Genomic DNA, 19,378 nt, shown 5'->3' with positions numbered 1-19,378 from the left:
GCTTGATTACTCTTAATTAAAGCTGATTTCCGGCGGGAGAGAACGCTTGCAAATCTAGATCAATCGCGCGCCCGCAGATGAGGTACTCAAAGTGCTTCCCAGTTGATAAAACCCTATTAATTCCACGCAATAACAAGTATGTAATATTAATCTTCTGGTATTGAAGAAACGCTTTAATAGCCGGCGCACGATTATGATTAAAGCGCGATCATTCGCCCCGGCGATGCGATACATTGTCTTATTATTCCTAATTAAAGCCGATTCCCGGCGGGAGAGAACGTTTGCAAATTCAGATCAATCTCGCGCCCGTAGATGAGGTACTCAAAGCGCTTCCCAGTTGATAAAACCCTATTAATTCCTCGCAATAACAAGTATGTAATATTAATCTTCCGTCATAGGGAAATGCCACAACTGCCGGCGCACGATTGTGATTAAAGCGGGATCATTCGCCCCGGCGATGCGGTAAATGGTCTTAGTTGTTCGCAATAAAAAACTCGAAATACTGTTCCTAGTACTTCGAGTTTATCGTCTATTGTCTCTGTAATCTGACTAACTCTACAAAAACAGATTATGAGCGCTTAACTATTGCGCACACGCATATGGGGGAATAAGAGTACATCACGAATTGACGGCGCATTGGTAAAGATCATCACTAAACGATCAATTCCGATACCTTCACCGGCTGTTGGCGGCATACCGAATTCAAGGGCGGTCACGAAGTCTTTATCGTAATGCATTGCTTCATCATCACCGGCATCTTTATCTTCAACTTGCGTCATAAAGCGTTGATGTTGATCTTCGGCATCATTTAACTCCGAATAACCATTCCCTACTTCTCGACCACCGATGAAGTATTCAAAACGATCAGTAATTAATGGATTCTCATCATTTTGACGTGCTAATGGCGATACCGCTAATGGATAACCTGTGATAAAGGTTGGCTGTAAAAGTTGCTCTTCGACTTGATCATCAAAGATCTCCATTAAGATTTTGCCCCAACAATCATTCTCTTTATCATATTTGATATGAAGATGATCTGCGAGTGCTGCAACACCCTCACGAGTATTAAGATCGTAATCTTTCGCCACATCACAATATTTAAGAATCGATTCTTGTACTGTCATACGCGCAGCAGGGATTGCGAAATCGATCTCATAATCTTGATATTGAACTTTGGTTGAACCCTCATTCACGCGAAGTGCGATCTCTTTCATCATCGCATCCGTCATATCCATCATATCTTGATAATCGGCAAAGGCCCAATACCATTCCATCATCGTAAACTCTGGGTTATGACGGGTTGAAACCCCTTCATTACGGAAGTTACGGTTAATCTCATATACCCGCTCCATTCCACCTACGATCAGACGTTTGAGGTAGAGCTCTGGCGCAATACGTAAGTAGAACTCCATATCAAGTGCATTATGATGAGTAATAAATGGTTTTGCATTCGCACCGCCGGGAATCGAGTGCATCATCGGTGTTTCCACCTCTTCAAAACCGCGGGCATCCATAAAACTTCGAATTGTACGAACGATGAGATTCCGTTTACGGAAAGTCTCTCTTGATTCCATATTGGTAATCAGATCAAGGTAACGTTGACGATAACGCGCTTCAACGTCTGTTAAACCGTGGAATTTATCCGGCAATGGACGAAGCGATTTGGTTAAGAGGATGAGTTGATTCGCGCGAACCGTTAATTCCCCTTTATCAGAGCGAGACACTTCCCCTTCAACACCGATAATATCGCCCACATCCCACGTCGTGAAATCTGCAAAAGCCTCAGCTCCAATAAGCCCTGTATTGACAAATACTTGGATATCACCGGTTTGGTCCCGTAGACTAATAAATCCACCTTTACCGAAGAGACGTTTAGCAACGATACGACCGGCCATCTTGACGATCTTACCCTTCTGTTTCAACGCATCACGATCAAGGCCTTCCATCTCTTTATGAAGCGCTTTAGCGTGTGTATCTTTACGGAAATGATTAGGGAAAGCCACCGACCGCTCTTCACGAATCTTCGCAAGTTTCTCACGGCGCTCTGTAATAAGATGATTTTCAGTTTGATCGTGATCGTTCACTACAGTCTCTTTTGTCATTATAAATTTCTACTTTCAATAATGGTTAAACATTGATTTAGAGTTTAGTGGTGTACCACTCCTCTAACCCTATTTATTCTTGCTTTAAAAGCCTATACGAATGCTATTCGTATGCCTTAAAATTTGGTAATGTCTATCAATCTTGGCTTTTGACCGATTTATAGCGCAATTCCTCTATAATAATCTGAATCAAGCGCTATTGCATAAAAAATATTACCTATGTCATTACAATGTTCGTCAATATATCACAAAAGCCTCATTTAAGCAGGTACATACTCTATTCACTTCAAGGAATAAGTAGGTTGCACAATATTTAAAAATCACTAAGACAATTATCCGTATCGCCGGGGCGAATGATCGTATTCTTATATCAATCCCGTGCCGGCTGTTGTGGCATTTCTCAATGCCGGATGATTAATATTACACATCAGTTATTCCGAGATATTAATATTGTTTTACTCAATTGAAGAAACTTTAAGCCTCTCACGCGGGCGCGAGATTGATCTGGACTTGCAAGCGTTCTCTCCCGCCGAGAATTAGCCTTACTTAAGGATCACTAAACTAAGATCATTATCCGCATCGCCGAGGCGAATGATCGCATTCTTATATCAATCCCGTGCCGGCAGTTGGGACATTTCTCAATGCCGGATGATTAATATTACACACCTGTTATTCCGAGATATTAATATTGTTTTACTCAATTGAAGAAACTTTGAGCCTCTCACGCGGGCACGAGATTAATCTGGACTTGCAAGCGTTCTCTCCCGCCAAGAATTAGCCTTGATTAAGAATCACTAAGACAATTATCCGCATCGCCGGGGCGAATGATCGTATTCTTATATCAATCCCGCGCCGGCAGTTGGGACATTTCTCAATGCCGGATGATTAATATTACACACCTGTTATTCCGAGACATTAATATTGTTTTACTCAATTGAAGAAACTTTGAGTCTCTCACGCGGGCGCGAGATTAATCTGGACTTGCAAGCGTTCTCTCCCGCCGGGAATGAGCTTTGATTGAGAACACATTTATTTCAAATCAAAAACAAAAATCTCGAGAGCGGAACTCCCGAGATTTTAAATAAATCTTTATTGCGAAACCTAATATTCAACAAATAATATATTAACGTGAATAGTTAGGCGCTTCTTTAGTAATGGTCACATCGTGTACGTGTGATTCACTCATACCGGCACTTGTGATCTCTACAAAGCGTGGTTTAGTGTTCATTTCAGCAATAGTACCGCAACCGACATACCCCATTCCTGCGCGGATACCGCCCATTAATTGATGAACGATAGGTGCGACCGAACCTTTATAAGCAACGCGTCCTTCGATTCCTTCTGGTACAAGCTTATCCGCACTTGAACCTTCTTGGAAATAACGATCTGAAGAACCGGCATTCATCGCACCGATAGAACCCATACCGCGATATGATTTATAAGCACGACCTTGATAGAATTCGATTTCACCCGGTGATTCATCAGTACCGGCTAAAATCGAGCCGACCATAATCGAATTTGCACCTGCTGCTAATGCTTTTGCCATATCACCTGAATAACGAATCCCCCCATCAGCAATCACAGGAACACCTGTACCACGAAGCGCTTCTGCGACATTAGCAATAGCACTAATTTGTGGGAAACCAATGCCGGCCACGATACGAGTTGTACAGATAGAACCAGGACCAATCCCGACTTTCACACCATCTGTTCCCGCTGCTAATAATGCTTTCGCTGCTTCGCCGGTTGCAATGTTACCGCTGATTACTTGTAGATCAGGATAAGTCTGCTTCACCCAACGAACGCGATCAATAACGCCTTTTGAATGACCGTGTGCAGTATCCACAATAATCAAATCAACACCTACATCCACTAATTGTTCAATACGCTCTTCTGTTCCGGCACCTGCACCCACAGCCGCTCCACAGATTAGACGATCTTGATCATCAGTCACAGCATTAGGATGCGTATCTGTTAATGAGAGATCTTTAACTGTAATTAAGCCACGTAGTTCATTATTGTCATTCACAACCACTAAGCGTTCAAGACGATTAGCACGAAGTTTTTCGATAATCTCTTCTTTCGTAGCGCCTTCGTGGATAGTAATAAGGCGATCACGGTTCGTCATCGCCTCTGTAATATTTAAAGATAGATCCGTTTGGAATCGTAAGTCGCGGGTCGTGATAATGCCGGCAACCTTTTTATCAAGCGTTAAAACCGGCACACTTGAAATATTGCGGTGACGCATAATATTGCGCACCTCTTCTAACGTGCAATCAGTGGTAACGGTAATCGGATCTGTTAATACACCACTTTCAAAGTTTTTTACTTTACGCACTTGACGCGCTTGCTCTGCCGGCGTTAAGTTTTTATGGATAATACCGATGCCGCCTAATTGTGCTAAAGCAATCGCCATTTTACTCTCAGTCACAGTGTCCATCGCAGCTGAAAGAAGAGGAATGTTTAACGATATTTTCTGAGTCAATTGCGTCTTGAGCGACACATCCCGCGGAAGCACTTCAGAGTAATCAGGGACTAATAATACATCATCAAAAGTTAAACCTTTCTCCATTATTCTAAGCATATATCTCTCTCCAAGAACGCAATTTAAAAGAGCTGTATTTTATCACAATTATTTTCTGAAAGTAGGGATTTTATCAGCCCTTTCAGAGTGTGGAAAATTTTGATACAATAATCGACGGCGCTTACAAAAACCTTGAGGAGTTGATAAAAGTATGAATCTTCCAAGCCTTATCACTTGGGCTCGCGTAGTTGCGATTCCGGTGTTTATTCTCTGTTACTTTTTCCCTACACCTCATAAACATCTGGTGCTCTCGATTCTCTTTATGGTCGCAGCAGCAACTGATTGGTTAGATGGCTATCTTGCTCGAAAGTGGAATCAAACCTCGAGTTTTGGGGCATTTTTAGATCCCGTTGCAGATAAATTATTAGTAGCTGTTGCGCTCATTGCCATTGTCGATAATGATCCTCATAAATGGTATTTAACACTATCGGTGATGATTATTATCAGCCGAGAAATTACCATCTCCGCCTTACGAGAGTGGATGGCGAGTATGGGAGAGCGCGGAGTTGTCGCCGTCTCTTGGATTGGTAAATGGAAAACCGCCTTTCAAATGGCCTCTATTACCTTCCTGCTCTATGGTAAGAAATTATTCGGTATTCCACTTTATGAAGTCGGGCTTATCTTTATGATTATTGCAACAGTTTTAACACTGTGGTCTATGGTGCAATATCTCTACTCAACTTGGAAAGTATTGAGTATAAAAGAGAATTTGTAAAACAAGATAATAAGAATATAGTAATATCGGTTCAAAATAAGCTTGTGTAAATGCCGGCGCATCGGTTGTAATAAGTAAGGAAGCCGTTCTATCCGGCATCTTGCAAGTGTTGTTTAAAATCATTTTTCTTAAACCAAATTGACTATACATAATCGCAATACTTAATCCCCTAATCTAATAAGCCCTTAGACTAAGTTTCAGTCTAAGGGCTTTCTCTTGTCACTACATAATCAGGAAAGTCACTCAATCACAATTGCGGTAATAATTCACTTCTCGAGTGCCTGCCTACATCATTCCTAACCAAGTAGGTAATCCTAATGAGATCGCTGGGATATAGGTAATGAGTAATAGGAAGAAGAGTAGAATCATCAACCAAGGGAGTGCTGCTTTAATCGTCTTCGTAATCGGCATCCCCGTTACCGCTGAAGCGACGAAGAGATTCAGTCCTACAGGCGGTGTGATTAAGCCAATTTCCATATTCACCACCATAATAATCCCTAGATGAATCGGATCAATCCCAAGCTCCATCGCAATCGGGAAAAAGATCGGTGCTAAAATCAAAATCACCGCCGAGGGCTCCATAAAGCTACCGGCAATCAATAAGACAATATTCACAACAATAAGGAACATCCAAGGCGAGAAGCCCATCTCGGTTACCCAACTCGCGATAGTCTGCGGAATTTGTTCTGTCGTTAACACATGCGCAAAGAGCATCGCATTGGCAATGATGAACATCAGCATCACCGTCATTTTGCCGGATTCTAACATCACCTTCGGGTAATCTTTTAAAGGCATATCTCGATAGACGAAGAGCGCCACAAACATCGAATATACGGCGGCCACTGCGGCAGCTTCTGTGGGCGTATACATCCCCGAATAGATTCCACCCAGGATAATCACCATCAGTAATAATCCCCATAAAGCTTTACGGAAAGTGGTAAACCACTCTTTCACTGTTGCCCTCGGTTGTGCTGGTAACTTTTTAACGCGCGCGACAATATAGATCGCCACCATTAAAGCAACCCCTAAAAGTGCGCCGGGAACTACGCCCGCCATAAACATCTTGCCCACTGATTGTTCGGTCGCAGCTGCATAGACAACCATAACAATCGATGGAGGAATCAAAATACCTAAAGTTCCGGCATTACAGATAATTCCTGTACCAAATGATTGGCTATAACCTGACCGCACCATGCCAGCAATCGCAATCGAACCAACCGCGGCAACCGTTGCCGGGCTTGAACCTGAGAGCGCCGCAAAGAGCATACAAGCGAGTACTGAGCCAATCGCTAAACCGCCCCGAATATGACCTACACAGACATTAGCAAAATCAATCAAGCGACGGGCAACTCCGCCTGTTGTCATAAATGCTCCGGCAATGAGGAAAAATGGAATAGCCAGTAATGTTGTATGTTCTGACGTTTCAAACATCTTAATTGCCAAACTTCGAGGGGAATCTGGACTAAAGAGAATAATCGTTAAAGCACTCGATAAACCGAGTGAGATTGCGACCGGAATCCCGATCAACATTAAAATAAAGAGTAATAGAAATAAAAATAGTATGGTCATGATCAATCCTTTAGGCTGATTATGGGAATCAATATCTGATCTCTCACCATAATCATTGATGACATTTTCAATAGATATTCAGTAGGTTTAACATTTGAGCAATCTGCCCTAAATAAGTGGTCAATGAGTCAGTCATCAACTCGTTTCACTTATTTATCGGCGACTTTAATGTGCTCTGCGGTTGCAATCTCATCGATTGCATCTTTCGCCTCATCGGCAAGCCCGAGCGTATCCTGCTGATGCGTCCAAATGCGGTAACCCACTTCTAAATAACGGATAATGACGAGTAGAAAACCTAAAGGAACAATCATCGTAATATGCCAACGGCGAATGCCAAAGCGATCTAAATCTTCAGCATAAGTCCCTAATTTATAGAAATTGAGTACCCAATCTAAGCTCGCAAAAAGCATAATGCCACCATAAAGTAGACAGGCGCCTAAGCCAATATAAGCCAAGGTTCGTTGCACCTTTTGATTGAATAACTTCACTAAAGCATCCACGCCAATATGACCACTAATACGAACACCATAGGACATACAAAAAAAGATTAGCCAAGCAAAACATGCAGCCGTAAAACGATTAGACCAATTCATTGAAGTGGCTAAATCCATCATCCAATCTCCAATATTAAGGAAGAGATCCTCCCAAAATCCCGGCTCATCACCGGCAACCCAATCAGCTAAATGATAAAATGGCGTATAGAGATTATTGAGCATCGTATAGATAAAAGTGACAAAGGTCATCGCGGATAGAATCACAACTGTCACAACAATCTCGGTTTTTTGCCAAGCCTTATCGAACCATTGATAGGTACGTAAAAACATAATTTCCTCTCAGTTGCACAAACTCGCGCTCTGCCTCTTATCGAGGCAAAGCTGAGTGAATTATAAGAATCGTCTCATGATTGTTACTAAGCGATTAAAAGCCTTTTGATTACTACTGAATCAGCTTTCATCTGCTTTAATCCATCTTTACTCGGTATCAGGATTATTCGCTTGCAGTGCTGCTTCAATGAGATCAGCCCCAACCTGACCTTGGAATTTCTCCCAAACCGGTTGTACTGCTTTACGCCACGCATCGCGCTCTTCCGGTGTTAAATAGATAATTTCAGTGGTGCCGGCATCAAGGATACTCTGCTTATCTCGCTCATTTAGTGCATTGGCCTGATTATTCACTTCAACAGTCACCTCAGCGATGATATCGGTTAAAGTATCTCGCACATGCTCAGGTAAACCATTCCAGAAATCAGTATTCGTAATCAACATATAATCAAGAACGCCATGGTTCGATTCAGTAATGTAATCTTGCACCTCATGGATTTTTTGCGAATAGATATTGGTGTAAGGATTTTCTGCACCATTCACAACGCCGGTTTGTAAACCTTGATACATCTCTGAGAATGCCATTTTACGAGGATTCGCTCTAAGCGCTTTAAACTGCTCATCTAATACCGCTGAGTTTTGTACTCGGAATTTAAGACCTCGTGCATCTCTTGGGGTTTTAAGCGCTTTATTGGCAGAGAGCTGTTTTAAACCATTGTGCCAATAACCTAAACCGGTAATTCCTTTATCTTCCATACTGGTTAATAGTGATTTTCCGGCATCACTCTGTTGGAAGCGATCCACCGCCGCCATATCATCAAAAAGGAATGGCAAGTCAAATAATTGAATTTTCTTTTGGAAATGCTCAAATTTAGCAAGCGATGGTGCAAGAATATGCACATCTCCCACTAATAGAGCATCCATCTCTTGTCCATCTCCATAGAGAGATGAGTTAGGATAGACCTCCACTTGTACTTCACCAGGAAGACGCTCTTCTGCTAATTGCTTAAAAAGTAGCGCCCCTTGCCCTTTGGGCGTAGTATCAGCAACCACGTGGGAAAACTTAATCACAATGGGATCTGCCCACGCATGAACCAATATAGAACTTCCCACAATCAGTGCTGACATACAGACACGTTGCCATAATTTACGCATTATTTTTCTCCTTTGGTTTTTATATATAAGTGATTACTATTGCGTAACACACTTGATGTATCACAGATGGTAAATAGATATTTAATAATGAAAACCTACTTTTCATCCGTTTTTTACATATGCTCCTTGCAGTAATAAAGAATTAATCACTGATAAATAAATATCAGTTAAGACTCTCTATTACCCACCTCCATTCTTTTATTATCAGAAACTATCAGTTTAGTAGTTTTTTTGTAGTATCTAGCTAGAACATAACACAAAATAATTTTTTTGTGATGAATAAAATGCAAAATTTTATTTCTTAATAATAAAAAAAGAGCATTTGATCTCTCAAATGCTCACTCTATTTATTTGATTTTTAAGAAAATTTTCAACTTAACAATCCGATTATTTGAATTTTCAATCAGTTATATAGAAATCTAATTAACTCAACGGATTTTATCGACCCGAGGATTTGGGTTTTGTGATCTGCTTTTTAATCCGAAAACCGATATAGAGTACTAAAATCCAAATAGGCATCACCATCACCGCATATTTCATATTGCCAGATTGGGTCATCATAATTAATAGTAGAATTAAGAAGCCAAGGGCAAAAAAGTTACTAAAAGGGTAAAACGGTACTTTAAAGCTTAAACTTTTACCATCTACTTGTTTTCTAAAACGATATTGTACAATGACAATCAAGCCCCACGTAATCGTTGCCGCCGCAACCGCTAAGGACATAATGCGCATAAATGCCCCCTCCGGTACTAAGAAATTAATGACAACTGCCACTAAAGTACAGAGTGATGAGAAGAGAATCGCCATAAAGGGCGCAGCATTACGATTGAGCTTCAAGAAGACTTTAGGCGCATTCCCCTGCTCCGCTAAGCCATAAAGCATCCGACCATTGCTATAAATACCACTGTTATAAACAGAGATCGCAGCCGATAGAACCACTACATTGAAAAATGTTGCTGGAATATTGAGTGGTCCCCAAGGAGTATTGACGATACCAAATCCCATCTCTTGGAAGATAATTACAAATGGACTGCCGTCTACTCCGATCTCATTCCAAGGGTGCAGAATCATCAGAATCGCAATGGAGAGAATATAGAAAAGTAGAATCCGCCAAATAACTTGTTTAATCGCTTTTGGAATCGATTTTTGAGGATCATCTGCTTCTGCTGCCGTAATTCCGATTAATTCTGTGCCTCCAAAAGAGAACATGACGACAACTAAGGAGAGGAGAAATTCTTTAATCCCAAAAGGAAAGAAACCACCATATTGCCAAAGATTGCTAATGGTTGCGCCATTTACACCCCAGATAATAAGATAGAGACCTAAGGCAATAAGCAGAATAATCGCCATCACTTTGACAAAGGCAAACCAGAACTCAAATTCCCCATAAATCCGGATTGAAAAGAGATTGAGAATCGTAATAATAATTAATACAAAAAGAGATGAGACCCACATCGGAATCTCAGGGAACCAAAATTGGACATAAATTCCGATTGCAGATAATTCGGCCATACTCACTAACACGTAGAGAAACCAGTAGTTCCAGCCCGCTAAAAACCCCGGAAATTCGCCCCAATATTTATACGAGAAGTGACTAAAAGCGCCGGCAACAGGTTCATGCGTAGACATCTCTCCCATCATCGTCATAATTAAATAGATGACAAAGCCCCCTAAAAGATAAGAGAGCAAAATCGCAGGCCCGACTAGTGCAATGGATTCTGCCGAGCCATAAAAGAGCCCTGTTCCAATGGCACCGCCCAGTGCGATCATCTGTATATGGCGATTTTTTAATCCCCGTTTAAGTTTTAATACTTTTCCCTTTTCCACCGACATCGCCCTTTCCTACGAATATTCTTCTATTGTCTAAACCTTGCTCAAAATGCAACAGCACAGTATAACAAGTTTCCCTAATTCTGTGGGAATAAGATGATAGTCGTCAAGTAAAATTCCAGCCTAATAATGCCTACCCATTAAGGTTTTGGATAAAAATTGCTTGAATCAAGACCCGATCAATCTGATAAAGTAACAATCAAAGTAATAAATCATTAACGATGATTGGCAATATAAAATAGAGGAGATAAGATGGCAGGGATTATCGGAATTATTGGTGCTATGAAGCAAGAAGTCGCATTAATTGCTTCACTGATTGAAAATCAAAAAGAGCAGACTATTGCCGGCGTTCATTTTATTAGCGGTGAGCTGCAAGGTCATTCGGTTGTGCTGCTTCGCTCCGGCGTTGGTAAAGTACAAGCGGCGATGGCGACCACACTACTTCATGAATATTATCATCCAACGGCCATTATCAATATTGGCTCTGCCGGCGGGCTCATCAATGGTATGGAGATCGGCGATATCATTATCTCCAATGAAACTGCTCACCACGATGTTGATCTCTCCCCCATTGGGCTTGAAGCGGGAAAACTGCCTGATCTTCCTCGCACATTCCCCTCTGACCCTGCGCTTGTCACCTTAGTGGCTAATGTCTTAACAGATTTAGAGATGAATCATAAAATCGGTTTAATTGGTACAGGGGATGCTTTTATTGCCGATCAAAATCGAGTAGAGATCATCAAAAATTGTTTTCCTAATATTTTAGCAGTTGAGATGGAAGCGGCAGCGATTGCCCAGGTTGCCTATCTCTATCAAACCCCTTTTATCGTCATCCGCGCGCTTTCTGATCTGCCTGATAAAGAGATGCCAATGAGCTTTGTTGAATATTTAGATTTAGCGGCTAAAAACTCTGCCGAGATTGTCGTGCAGATTTTAGCCAATATCGATTCAATCTAGATTGAATCGACCTTTAAAAAACACTACATTGACATTCTAAATGAAAATGACTACCATTTAACTACAACATTTAACGAATTCATATAATAAAAATAATATCCACTAACATATTGTAATTACGATAATTTACCCTATCTTGTATAGATCACATTCACTTTAGACACATTTTTAATTCACTTTTGAATAACATTTAGCCCGCAATCGATGGTGAAAATTGTACATCTCGAAATAGAGCGGTCTATAATGAAAATTCATTTAACATTTAGGAGATAATAATTATGGCTTTTGTCACTACAAATCCTTACACCAATGAAGTTCTCAAAACTTTTGATAATGCAACCGATACAGAGATTTTAGCAGCGATTGATAAAGCGGATAAAGCATTCCAAAGCTGGAAAGAGCTCCCTGTTAAAGAGCGCGTTAGCTATCTACAGAAAGCAGCTGACTTAATGCGTAAAAATAGCGATGAATATGCAAAACTCATTACGCTTGAAATGGGTAAAATCTTCGCTGAAGCCAAAGGTGAAGTAGAGCTTTCCGCACAAATTCTTGAATACTATGTTAAAAATGCCGAAGCGCAACTTCAACCTCGTAAGCTTCCTGTTATGGACCCTGCAGAAGGTGAAGCGGAATTAGTGTATGAACCACTAGGTGTTTTACTTGCGATTGAACCTTGGAACTTCCCTTTCTATCAAGTTGCACGTATCTTAGCACCCCAACTTTCAGCGGGTAACACTGTTATCCTCAAACATGCGTCAAATCTGCCACAATGTGCAATGGCATTTGAAAAATTGATGCTCGATGCCGGTCTTCCTGAAGGTGTATTCATTAACCTCTTTATTGGTCATAAAGATATTGACACAATCCTTAAAGATCCTCGCGTTTGTGGTGTTGCACTTACAGGTTCTGAAATTGCTGGTTCTGCGGTTGCGCAAACTGCTGGTAAACATCTCAAAAAAGCAATTATGGAGCTTGGTGGCGCTGATGCGTTTGTCGTTCTTGATGATGCGGATATTGAGAAAACTGCAAAATGGGGCGTATTTGGTCGTCATTGGAATGCGGGCCAAGTCTGTGTCTCTTCAAAACGTATGATCGTTGATGCAAAAGTCTATGATGAATATTTAGAGAAATATACAGCAGGTGTTGCAGCACTGAAAGCAGGCGACCCTATGGATCCAGCAACACAACTTGCCCCACTCTCTTCACAAAGAGCGAAAGAAGGTCTTCTCAAACAGATCGAAGAAGCAGTTAAACACGGCGCAACAGCAACAGAAGTCGGCCCAAAAGTACCAGAACAAGGCTGCTTTGTACAACCAACCATTTTGACTAATGTAACGCCAGATAACCCTGCGTACTATCAAGAATTCTTCGGTCCTGTATCAATGATCTTTAAAGCAAAAGATGAAGCAGATGCCATCCGTATTGCGAACGATTCACCATTTGGTCTTGGTGGTTCTGTATTTACCAGCGATAACGAGCGTGGTCGTCGTGTAGCGTCTAAAATCTCAACCGGTATGATCTTCGTAAATCATCCAACAATGGTCAAAGCAGATCTTCCATTCGGTGGTATCCGTCGCTCTGGTTTCGGTCGTGAATTAATCGACTTAGGCTTAAAAGAGTTCGTTAATATCAAACTTGTGGATGTTGTCGATATCGATGCACCTTTCTAAGAGTTGATGATTAGAATCGATCCATTATAGGTACTATTAGATAGATAGTCTTAAGAAGCGCCCATCTTCGGATGGGCGTTTTTGTTTATCTAATTGATTTTATTTTTATATACTAAGTCAACTGCTTATCTTTATAAAAAATATCATTAAACCAAAAAACAATATAACATTTGTTAATGCTAATATAATTGTCAATCTCCAAAAACCTCTATCAGGCTCTCCCCCATATTTTTCTTGCATTCCTTTTCCCGGAAGCAATATCAGTCCCCCACCAAAAATAATATGAACTAGAGGAACAGGAATTAATAATAGTAATAATATCCATGCAGATAAATTTAAATCATGCAGCCTTAATACAGTCGATTTATAAAAAAATATTCCCAATATAGGAAATCCTACAAATAATAATGATAATCCAAATACATCTATTGGTTTGATATCTAAGAAATGTTTTAAAATACAAGCAGTTAAAGCTGAAACTCCTAACGCAAGTAGAATAGCCCCTAAAATTGAATTTACATAGCGAATTCTTCCAATTCTTTTTTTCAGAGAAAGATTAAATATTGTGACAAATTCTTCAATAGCAGAATCAATTTTATTGTCAGGTCGGGATAGATCTATTGGTTTATTTTTACCAATTCTTCTTAAAAGATTCTTTGTTTCTTTCTTGACAACTCCATTTCCGGGTACCTTAACATACTCTCTCTCTGCAACAACCTCAGAAAATATAGGTTCAAATGATAAATATGCAAATGCATCCCTATTCTCAGACTGATACATATCTTTCAAAAAGATGGGTAAATTATCTTGTTGATCTATAATTTTTGCAATTACAATATCAGCTTCATTTGCAGTTAAAAGATAATTTTCAGCCAAATATCCTAGTTGTTCTTCTATAATTTTAATCATTTGTACAGAATCATCTTCAATAAGCTGATCCATTATTGCCGAGGATGCCTTTCCTGCTAAAGTTCCTCCTATAATTCCGCCTAGTATTGTCCCCAATAAGGGGATAGGTATAGCACTACCAATTGCCATGCCACTAGCAACTGCACCAGCCATTCCACCCGCAACTGTTGCGGTAGTATTTGTCAAATTTTTAAATACTTGGGCTCCAGACATACGATTACGAAATAAATCGATGAAATCTCCTGAAGATAATATTAAAGTGGTTACAGCTCCTGTGATTATATTTCCACGTAACAACTTACTCATTTGGTTCATTGCAGAAGCACCATAAATGTTACTTCCTGATCGTAAAGCATTTGTAAATGTAGCAGCATTTTTAGCCCCTAATTGCTTTACAATCCAATCTGTACTCGAACGAAGGGCTACATCTAGCCCAGTCCGTCCTAACTGAGAAGCAAATATCCCTCCTATCCAAGCAGTTCCACCTGTTTTTAATCCCTCGTAACAAGCCTGTTTTAAGGCTACCCTCCAATCTTCACCATTCCATATTGAGACAGCAAAAGAAATAGACGCTGAAATTCCCATAGAATTTTTAGCAACAATCATACTATTCGTTGCATCAAAAACAATCCCTTCTACCGCTCCTGCTTTTGCGATATTTTTAACCTGTTCATAAGTAAAATTACCTTTTCTGATAATATTAGATGCTTGTTCAGGATCAGTAACATCCGGTACTTGTCCTTGGGAAATTCTACTTTTGAATAGTTGAATTGCGTGTTCATATTGATCTGCAGGTACTTCAATTTGCATACCAGAATAACGAAATATACCTTTACTAAAACATTCAGCAACAGAGCTACTTGCTGTACTACAATATTTTGTTTGAATTAATTGTCCATCAACTAAACGATCTGCACCATTTTTTGCATTATTCCCACCAACTATTTTTGCCGATTTTCCTGTTAGTCTATCCCATAAATTATTAGCTTGTTCTGCTGCAAATCCATGTCCTTGCACAGAATTAAATGTTACTTGATTAGAGTAGTTTTCTGAGTTCTCAAGGATTCCTTGAGAAGAATTAACCATTTTCTTTTTCTTTTTTTTATTTAAATTCATTATATATCCAATTAAACTAAATTGGTTATTTTATAGAAAGAATAATTTAATTTCTATTATTTTAATTAATATCTTATATTTTAGAAAATCTATATTAATGATTCATATGTAAATTATTTACTTCATCGAGCTAACATAAATAGCTATATGGGTTTATCGTAATTAATAAAACCAACAAACGCCCATCTTCGGATGAGCGTTTTTGTTGTTCATTAAAAACCATTCATCAAAGTTAAGTGGTACGATTCTTCTTCAGAAAAAGAAACTAACTCATTGACTTATAAGAAAACAACACAGATGATATATAAATCAACTGCTATAAAACTAACGACATTCATTTAAAAGGATTTAAATAGATGCCCTCACAATTATGGAAGATAATTATTTTATTAAGTTTTAGCTACTTGTTGACTGCTTGTAGTAGCGTTGAGTCTGATATCTACCCAACGAGTGTTCGGACTTATACTTACAATCTTGAATCAGGACAAATTGCCGAAAAGCCAACAACCGTTTATACCCATACACTTCATAGCAATAGATTGAATCGAATCTCTCTAGGACACCCTATCTCTAAAGGCCGAGATGTTAAACCATTCTTACAATTCTCGACAAAAGAAGAATTTGACCAACAATTACAACCTTTTGAACTATTTAACCAGTGGGCGAATCAATCTTATCCCCAAAGAGAAAAAAGTAAAAATAAGCTATTTCTAGGTCAACCCACTTTTACCACAGCGATTCACCAAATCAGCTACACATTGCAGGCGGTTAACCATCCAGCAAACAAAGAACCTCTACTCATCATCACAAGTGTAGAAAATACTGGTTCTACCAATACATTCATATTGACGGCATCTGATACAGAAAAGTTGTTACAATTGACAGAGATTTTGGAAAAAGAGATATAGTAATCAGTAATAAGTAATTAAAAGAAAACCGGAATCATTGTGACCTAGTATTATAAATTTAAGTTCGATTCCGGCCCTAGGCATCACTACTTTCTTTACCCCCAAACAACCCAAGCTAATACCGCTGCGAGTAATAGGCGATAGATTGCAAATGGCATTAATTTGATACGAGAGATAAGGCTTAAGAAGAATTTGATAGCTAACAGCGCGAAGATAAAGGCGCTTATAAAACCAACGATATAGAAATTGAGGTGTGAAAGAGAGAGTTCATGCCAGTTACTCATAACCGAGACTAAGCTTGCGCCGAGCATAATAGGAACTGCCATAATAAAAGTAAAATCAGCTGCTGTACGGTAATCTAGCCCTAATAATACACCGCCGGAGATCGTAGCGCCGGAACGAGAGAAGCCAGGCCACAAGGAGAAACATTGAATTAGACCAACTGAAAATGCTTGTTTGTAGGTGATCTCATCTAATGAAGTGGCTTTTGGAATCTTGGGCGCAAAACGATCGGCCACTATCATCAATATCGCTCCGGCAATCAATGCAAAGATGACTGTTTTAGTCCCAAAAAGATAGGTATCAATCAGATTTTTTAGCGCAAAGCCAATCACAACGGCCGGTAACATTCCAATAATGACGTGAAGAAGATTAAATCGTTTGAGCATTTTCTCACCATCTTGTCGATAGAATCCCAAAAGGCTCCAAAGTCGCTTCCAAAAAACGACTACCACCGCAAGAATAGAGCCAAGTTGAATCACGATTTTGAAGGTGTTTGCTGAACTTTGCCCGAGAAATTCTGTGGATTTAAGCCATAAATCATCCACAATAATCAAATGTCCCGTTGATGATACAGGCGCAAACTCTGTAATTCCCTCTACTAATCCTAAAATAAATGCTTTCAGTAATTCTATCGTTTCAATGCTCATTACTCATTGTCCTGTCAGTTATTATTATCCAATTTTATAGGTATAAATTGGGTAGATTGTAACAAATATTATCATTATTTACGCATTATAATCGTTATATTAAGGCATTTTTATGATAACAATGTAACAACGAGTAAATTAATTGGATAAAATCAAAAATAGACTACCTTTATTTAAAAGTAGTCTATTGAAAAATTCTGTTTCGTGAAAATTAATACATTGCAAGCATTCTATTATCGTTATATTGATGCTATTTCACTGATTGTAAAAGCAATAAATTAACGCGCAATTGCTTGCTTGTACGTTGCAACGCCCATGCCACGATTACGGTAAGCTTGTCTTGCTTGATCACAAGGATAACTAGATACTATTGCCTCTTCTTGGCGACTTCTCTCATTCCATTTAAGATCAGCTTGACGAATTTTAGTGACTTCAGCAAAACAATTGTTATAAGTCTCTACAAAGAGCTCATCATCTTCAACAAATTGTTTTACAATCACATCATTCTTCACTTGCCAAGCTTTTGTCCAAACATTACAAGTATTATAATCACCATTGGTGCAATAATCTTCTCTCACTGTAGATAGTGCTTCGATATCAAGTGGCTTAAGATCAATTTCTGCACGCGCAACCCTCGCCTCTGCCCAAACAGTACATGCTGAGCCTCGACGTTTATCTAATCCACAATACACTGGTTCTTGTGCATTTAGATCGATAAAAGAGTACTGTGCAAGATCTGTTTTTCCTGTCTCTACTGCCTTATCATATATTACTTTCCACGCAACACAATTGAGATCCTCATCCTGATTAAAAAAACGTTGTTGGCACTCTGCCTGCTTTAAATATTCACTAATCACAGCCGGCCACTCTTTTCCTGATAGCTCTTTCTCTAATTGGGTTTCAATATCTGTAATTGCTTTTAATCGAGCTTCTTCTGCAAGACGTTTTTGTTGCTCTTTCTCTGCTTTTTCTTTTTCATACTCAATGTTGCGCTGTTTCTTAATCGCCGCTTTTGCAGCTTTACATTCATTATCCGCTTCTATTGCTCTACCCGCTTTCTCATCAAGATTCATGAATGCTTTCATCATCTGCTCTTCACAACTGTTGATTTTTTCTCGGGCTTTATCTTGGTGTTCAAAATAGTAATTTTCATCTTTTTCACCACAAGCAACTAAAAACACACTCAGTAAACCTACCACTATTAATTTTTTCATATTATTTACTCTGCCAATCTCTGATCGGTCATAAAATATCATTCCATTTCAAGAATGAAATAAATAGAACTGCATTCAATATCATTTCAATCTACCTACAGCTCACATTGTCCTTTGTTTTTATTAAAAAAGTTAATAAAGTAACAAAATCCTATAGATAGTATAAAAATAAAGCAGTTATATCAAAAAAATTTGGTTTCGAGATAATCTTAGGCAGATAAATCTATTCTTCTCTTTTGCAAAATATTCTACAAAAAATAAAATTTACAGAATGACTTCTTGAGATAATAAGACCGACTAATTTCTCTATTTACTCACCTCCACCGGAATAACCCCAATCTGCCGTAAAATATCCGGTGTAATTTTGACATTCACGCCACGCTTACCACCATTAATAAAGAGCGATTCCATCTCAAAAATAGTGCGTTCAGCATAGATAGGAATATTCGCCTTAATACCAAAGGGCGATGTTCCGCCAAATTCATAGCCGGTCCATTTATGGGCATAATCATAAGGCGCCGCTCGAACACTCTTCACCCCTAAAATTTTGCGTAATAATTTGGTATCAATCGTTTGATCACCGTGTTGAAGTACCATATAACCGTGATATTTCTCATCCATAAAGACAATACTTTTAATCACCTCATAACAAGGTACCCCTAAAAAATTTGCCATAAATTCTGCAGTCCCCTCTATTTCTCCGGTACATTCATAAATCTCATAAGGAAAATGACGTTGATCGAGAAATCGAGTGGCCGGTGTTTTGAGAGAATTTTTATTTGATTGCCGCATAATTTGTAAACCATGATGAATGATAAATGAAGGTAGATTGAGCAATTATAACGCTAATCGTAGATTGCTACTCAAATAGATATCCTAGTGCACTTTAAAATTATTTC

The 19,378-nt window shown here is 39.2% G+C and carries 14 protein-coding genes; 4 read left to right on the top strand and 10 right to left on the bottom strand.

Annotated elements, in window-relative coordinates; all coding sequences use genetic code 11:
* Positions 1-578: 578 nt before the first annotated feature.
* Together lysS and guaB are read right to left on the bottom strand one after the other, a co-directional pair.
* On the bottom strand, positions 579-2,102 hold the full coding sequence (gene lysS, locus DC083_RS06385) for a lysine--tRNA ligase (protein ID WP_109189393.1): 1,524 nt from the start codon (positions 2,100-2,102) through the stop codon (positions 579-581).
* A 1,123-nt stretch (positions 2,103-3,225) separates the two neighbouring features.
* Positions 3,226-4,686 (bottom strand): IMP dehydrogenase, encoded by a 1,461-nt coding sequence (gene guaB, locus DC083_RS06380; RefSeq protein WP_026878701.1) that lies wholly within the window; start codon positions 4,684-4,686, stop codon positions 3,226-3,228.
* A gap of 151 nt (positions 4,687-4,837) precedes the next feature.
* Here guaB and pgsA point away from each other — a divergent pair, with 151 nt between their 5' ends.
* Positions 4,838-5,401 carry a CDP-diacylglycerol--glycerol-3-phosphate 3-phosphatidyltransferase gene (pgsA, locus tag DC083_RS06375; RefSeq protein ID WP_109189392.1) on the top strand — a complete coding sequence of 188 codons (564 nt, stop codon included), beginning with the start codon at positions 4,838-4,840 and terminating at the stop codon, positions 5,399-5,401.
* 285 nt (positions 5,402-5,686) lie between these two features.
* On the opposite strand, the gene dctM is transcribed toward pgsA, so the two are convergent.
* From dctM to DC083_RS06355, 4 genes are all read right to left on the bottom strand, one after another.
* Positions 5,687-6,970: a C4-dicarboxylate TRAP transporter large permease protein DctM gene (gene dctM, locus DC083_RS06370; RefSeq protein ID WP_026878699.1), complete on the bottom strand. Its 1,284-nt coding sequence runs from the start codon at positions 6,968-6,970 to the stop codon at positions 5,687-5,689.
* Between the two features lie 149 nt (positions 6,971-7,119).
* Complete coding sequence (locus tag DC083_RS06365; RefSeq protein ID WP_109189391.1) at positions 7,120-7,794, bottom strand: TRAP transporter small permease; 675 nt, start codon at positions 7,792-7,794, stop codon at positions 7,120-7,122.
* A gap of 147 nt (positions 7,795-7,941) precedes the next feature.
* Entirely contained in the window at positions 7,942-8,946 is a 1,005-nt protein-coding gene (locus tag DC083_RS06360) for a TRAP transporter substrate-binding protein (RefSeq protein ID WP_109189390.1), read from the bottom strand.
* 438 nt (positions 8,947-9,384) lie between these two features.
* Positions 9,385-10,779, bottom strand: coding sequence for an amino acid permease (locus DC083_RS06355; protein WP_109189389.1), 1,395 nt, complete (start codon positions 10,777-10,779; stop codon positions 9,385-9,387).
* Between the two features lie 249 nt (positions 10,780-11,028).
* Here DC083_RS06355 and DC083_RS06350 point away from each other — a divergent pair, with 249 nt between their 5' ends.
* Together DC083_RS06350 and DC083_RS06345 are read left to right on the top strand one after the other, a co-directional pair.
* Positions 11,029-11,733 (top strand): 5'-methylthioadenosine/adenosylhomocysteine nucleosidase, encoded by a 705-nt coding sequence (locus DC083_RS06350; protein ID WP_109189388.1) that lies wholly within the window; start codon positions 11,029-11,031, stop codon positions 11,731-11,733.
* Between the two features lie 278 nt (positions 11,734-12,011).
* Positions 12,012-13,403, top strand: coding sequence for an NAD-dependent succinate-semialdehyde dehydrogenase (locus DC083_RS06345; RefSeq protein ID WP_109189387.1), 1,392 nt, complete (start codon positions 12,012-12,014; stop codon positions 13,401-13,403).
* A 117-nt stretch (positions 13,404-13,520) separates the two neighbouring features.
* On the opposite strand, the gene DC083_RS06340 is transcribed toward DC083_RS06345, so the two are convergent.
* On the bottom strand, positions 13,521-15,428 hold the full coding sequence (locus DC083_RS06340; RefSeq protein WP_109189386.1) for a DUF805 domain-containing protein: 1,908 nt from the start codon (positions 15,426-15,428) through the stop codon (positions 13,521-13,523).
* 356 nt (positions 15,429-15,784) lie between these two features.
* On the opposite strand from DC083_RS06340, the gene DC083_RS06335 reads away from it, so the two are divergent.
* Positions 15,785-16,336, top strand: coding sequence for a hypothetical protein (locus tag DC083_RS06335; protein ID WP_109189385.1), 552 nt, complete (start codon positions 15,785-15,787; stop codon positions 16,334-16,336).
* 95 nt (positions 16,337-16,431) lie between these two features.
* Here DC083_RS06335 and DC083_RS06330 read toward each other — a convergent pair whose 3' ends face one another.
* The 3 genes from DC083_RS06330 to DC083_RS06320 form a co-directional block, all read right to left on the bottom strand.
* Positions 16,432-17,265: an undecaprenyl-diphosphate phosphatase gene (locus DC083_RS06330; RefSeq protein ID WP_189364563.1), complete on the bottom strand. Its 834-nt coding sequence runs from the start codon at positions 17,263-17,265 to the stop codon at positions 16,432-16,434.
* Positions 17,266-17,543: 278 nt separating this feature from the next.
* Positions 17,544-18,479 carry a hypothetical protein gene (locus tag DC083_RS06325; protein ID WP_109189384.1) on the bottom strand — a complete coding sequence of 312 codons (936 nt, stop codon included), beginning with the start codon at positions 18,477-18,479 and terminating at the stop codon, positions 17,544-17,546.
* A gap of 306 nt (positions 18,480-18,785) precedes the next feature.
* Positions 18,786-19,271 (bottom strand): aminoacyl-tRNA deacylase, encoded by a 486-nt coding sequence (locus DC083_RS06320; RefSeq protein ID WP_109189383.1) that lies wholly within the window; start codon positions 19,269-19,271, stop codon positions 18,786-18,788.
* Positions 19,272-19,378: the final 107 nt, after the last annotated feature.

It is taken from the genome of Ignatzschineria ureiclastica, from assembly GCF_003121845.1.
In the GTDB taxonomy this organism is placed as follows: Bacteria; Pseudomonadota; Gammaproteobacteria; order Cardiobacteriales; family Wohlfahrtiimonadaceae; genus Ignatzschineria; species Ignatzschineria ureiclastica.
This window is presented reverse-complemented; position numbering and strand designations above follow the sequence as displayed.

Bases quoted from the DNA above. Each gene is read 5' to 3' on its own strand.
- DC083_RS06335 (WP_109189385.1), top strand. From the start codon at position 15,785: ATGCCCTCACAATTATGGAAGATAATTATTTTATTAAGTTTTAGCTAC.
- DC083_RS06365 (WP_109189391.1), bottom strand. From the start codon at position 7,794: ATGTTTTTACGTACCTATCAATGGTTCGATAAGGCTTGGCAAAAAACC.
- pgsA (WP_109189392.1), top strand. From the start codon at position 4,838: ATGAATCTTCCAAGCCTTATCACTTGGGCTCGCGTAGTTGCGATTCCG.
- DC083_RS06320 (WP_109189383.1), bottom strand. From the start codon at position 19,271: ATGCGGCAATCAAATAAAAATTCTCTCAAAACACCGGCCACTCGATTT.
- DC083_RS06350 (WP_109189388.1), top strand. From the start codon at position 11,029: ATGGCAGGGATTATCGGAATTATTGGTGCTATGAAGCAAGAAGTCGCA.
- guaB (WP_026878701.1), bottom strand. From the start codon at position 4,686: ATGCTTAGAATAATGGAGAAAGGTTTAACTTTTGATGATGTATTATTA.
- DC083_RS06330 (WP_189364563.1), bottom strand. From the start codon at position 17,265: ATGAGCATTGAAACGATAGAATTACTGAAAGCATTTATTTTAGGATTA.
- DC083_RS06340 (WP_109189386.1), bottom strand. From the start codon at position 15,428: ATGAATTTAAATAAAAAAAAGAAAAAGAAAATGGTTAATTCTTCTCAA.
- lysS (WP_109189393.1), bottom strand. From the start codon at position 2,102: ATGACAAAAGAGACTGTAGTGAACGATCACGATCAAACTGAAAATCAT.
- dctM (WP_026878699.1), bottom strand. From the start codon at position 6,970: ATGACCATACTATTTTTATTTCTATTACTCTTTATTTTAATGTTGATC.
- DC083_RS06355 (WP_109189389.1), bottom strand. From the start codon at position 10,779: ATGTCGGTGGAAAAGGGAAAAGTATTAAAACTTAAACGGGGATTAAAA.
- DC083_RS06345 (WP_109189387.1), top strand. From the start codon at position 12,012: ATGGCTTTTGTCACTACAAATCCTTACACCAATGAAGTTCTCAAAACT.
- DC083_RS06360 (WP_109189390.1), bottom strand. From the start codon at position 8,946: ATGCGTAAATTATGGCAACGTGTCTGTATGTCAGCACTGATTGTGGGA.
- DC083_RS06325 (WP_109189384.1), bottom strand. From the start codon at position 18,479: ATGAAAAAATTAATAGTGGTAGGTTTACTGAGTGTGTTTTTAGTTGCT.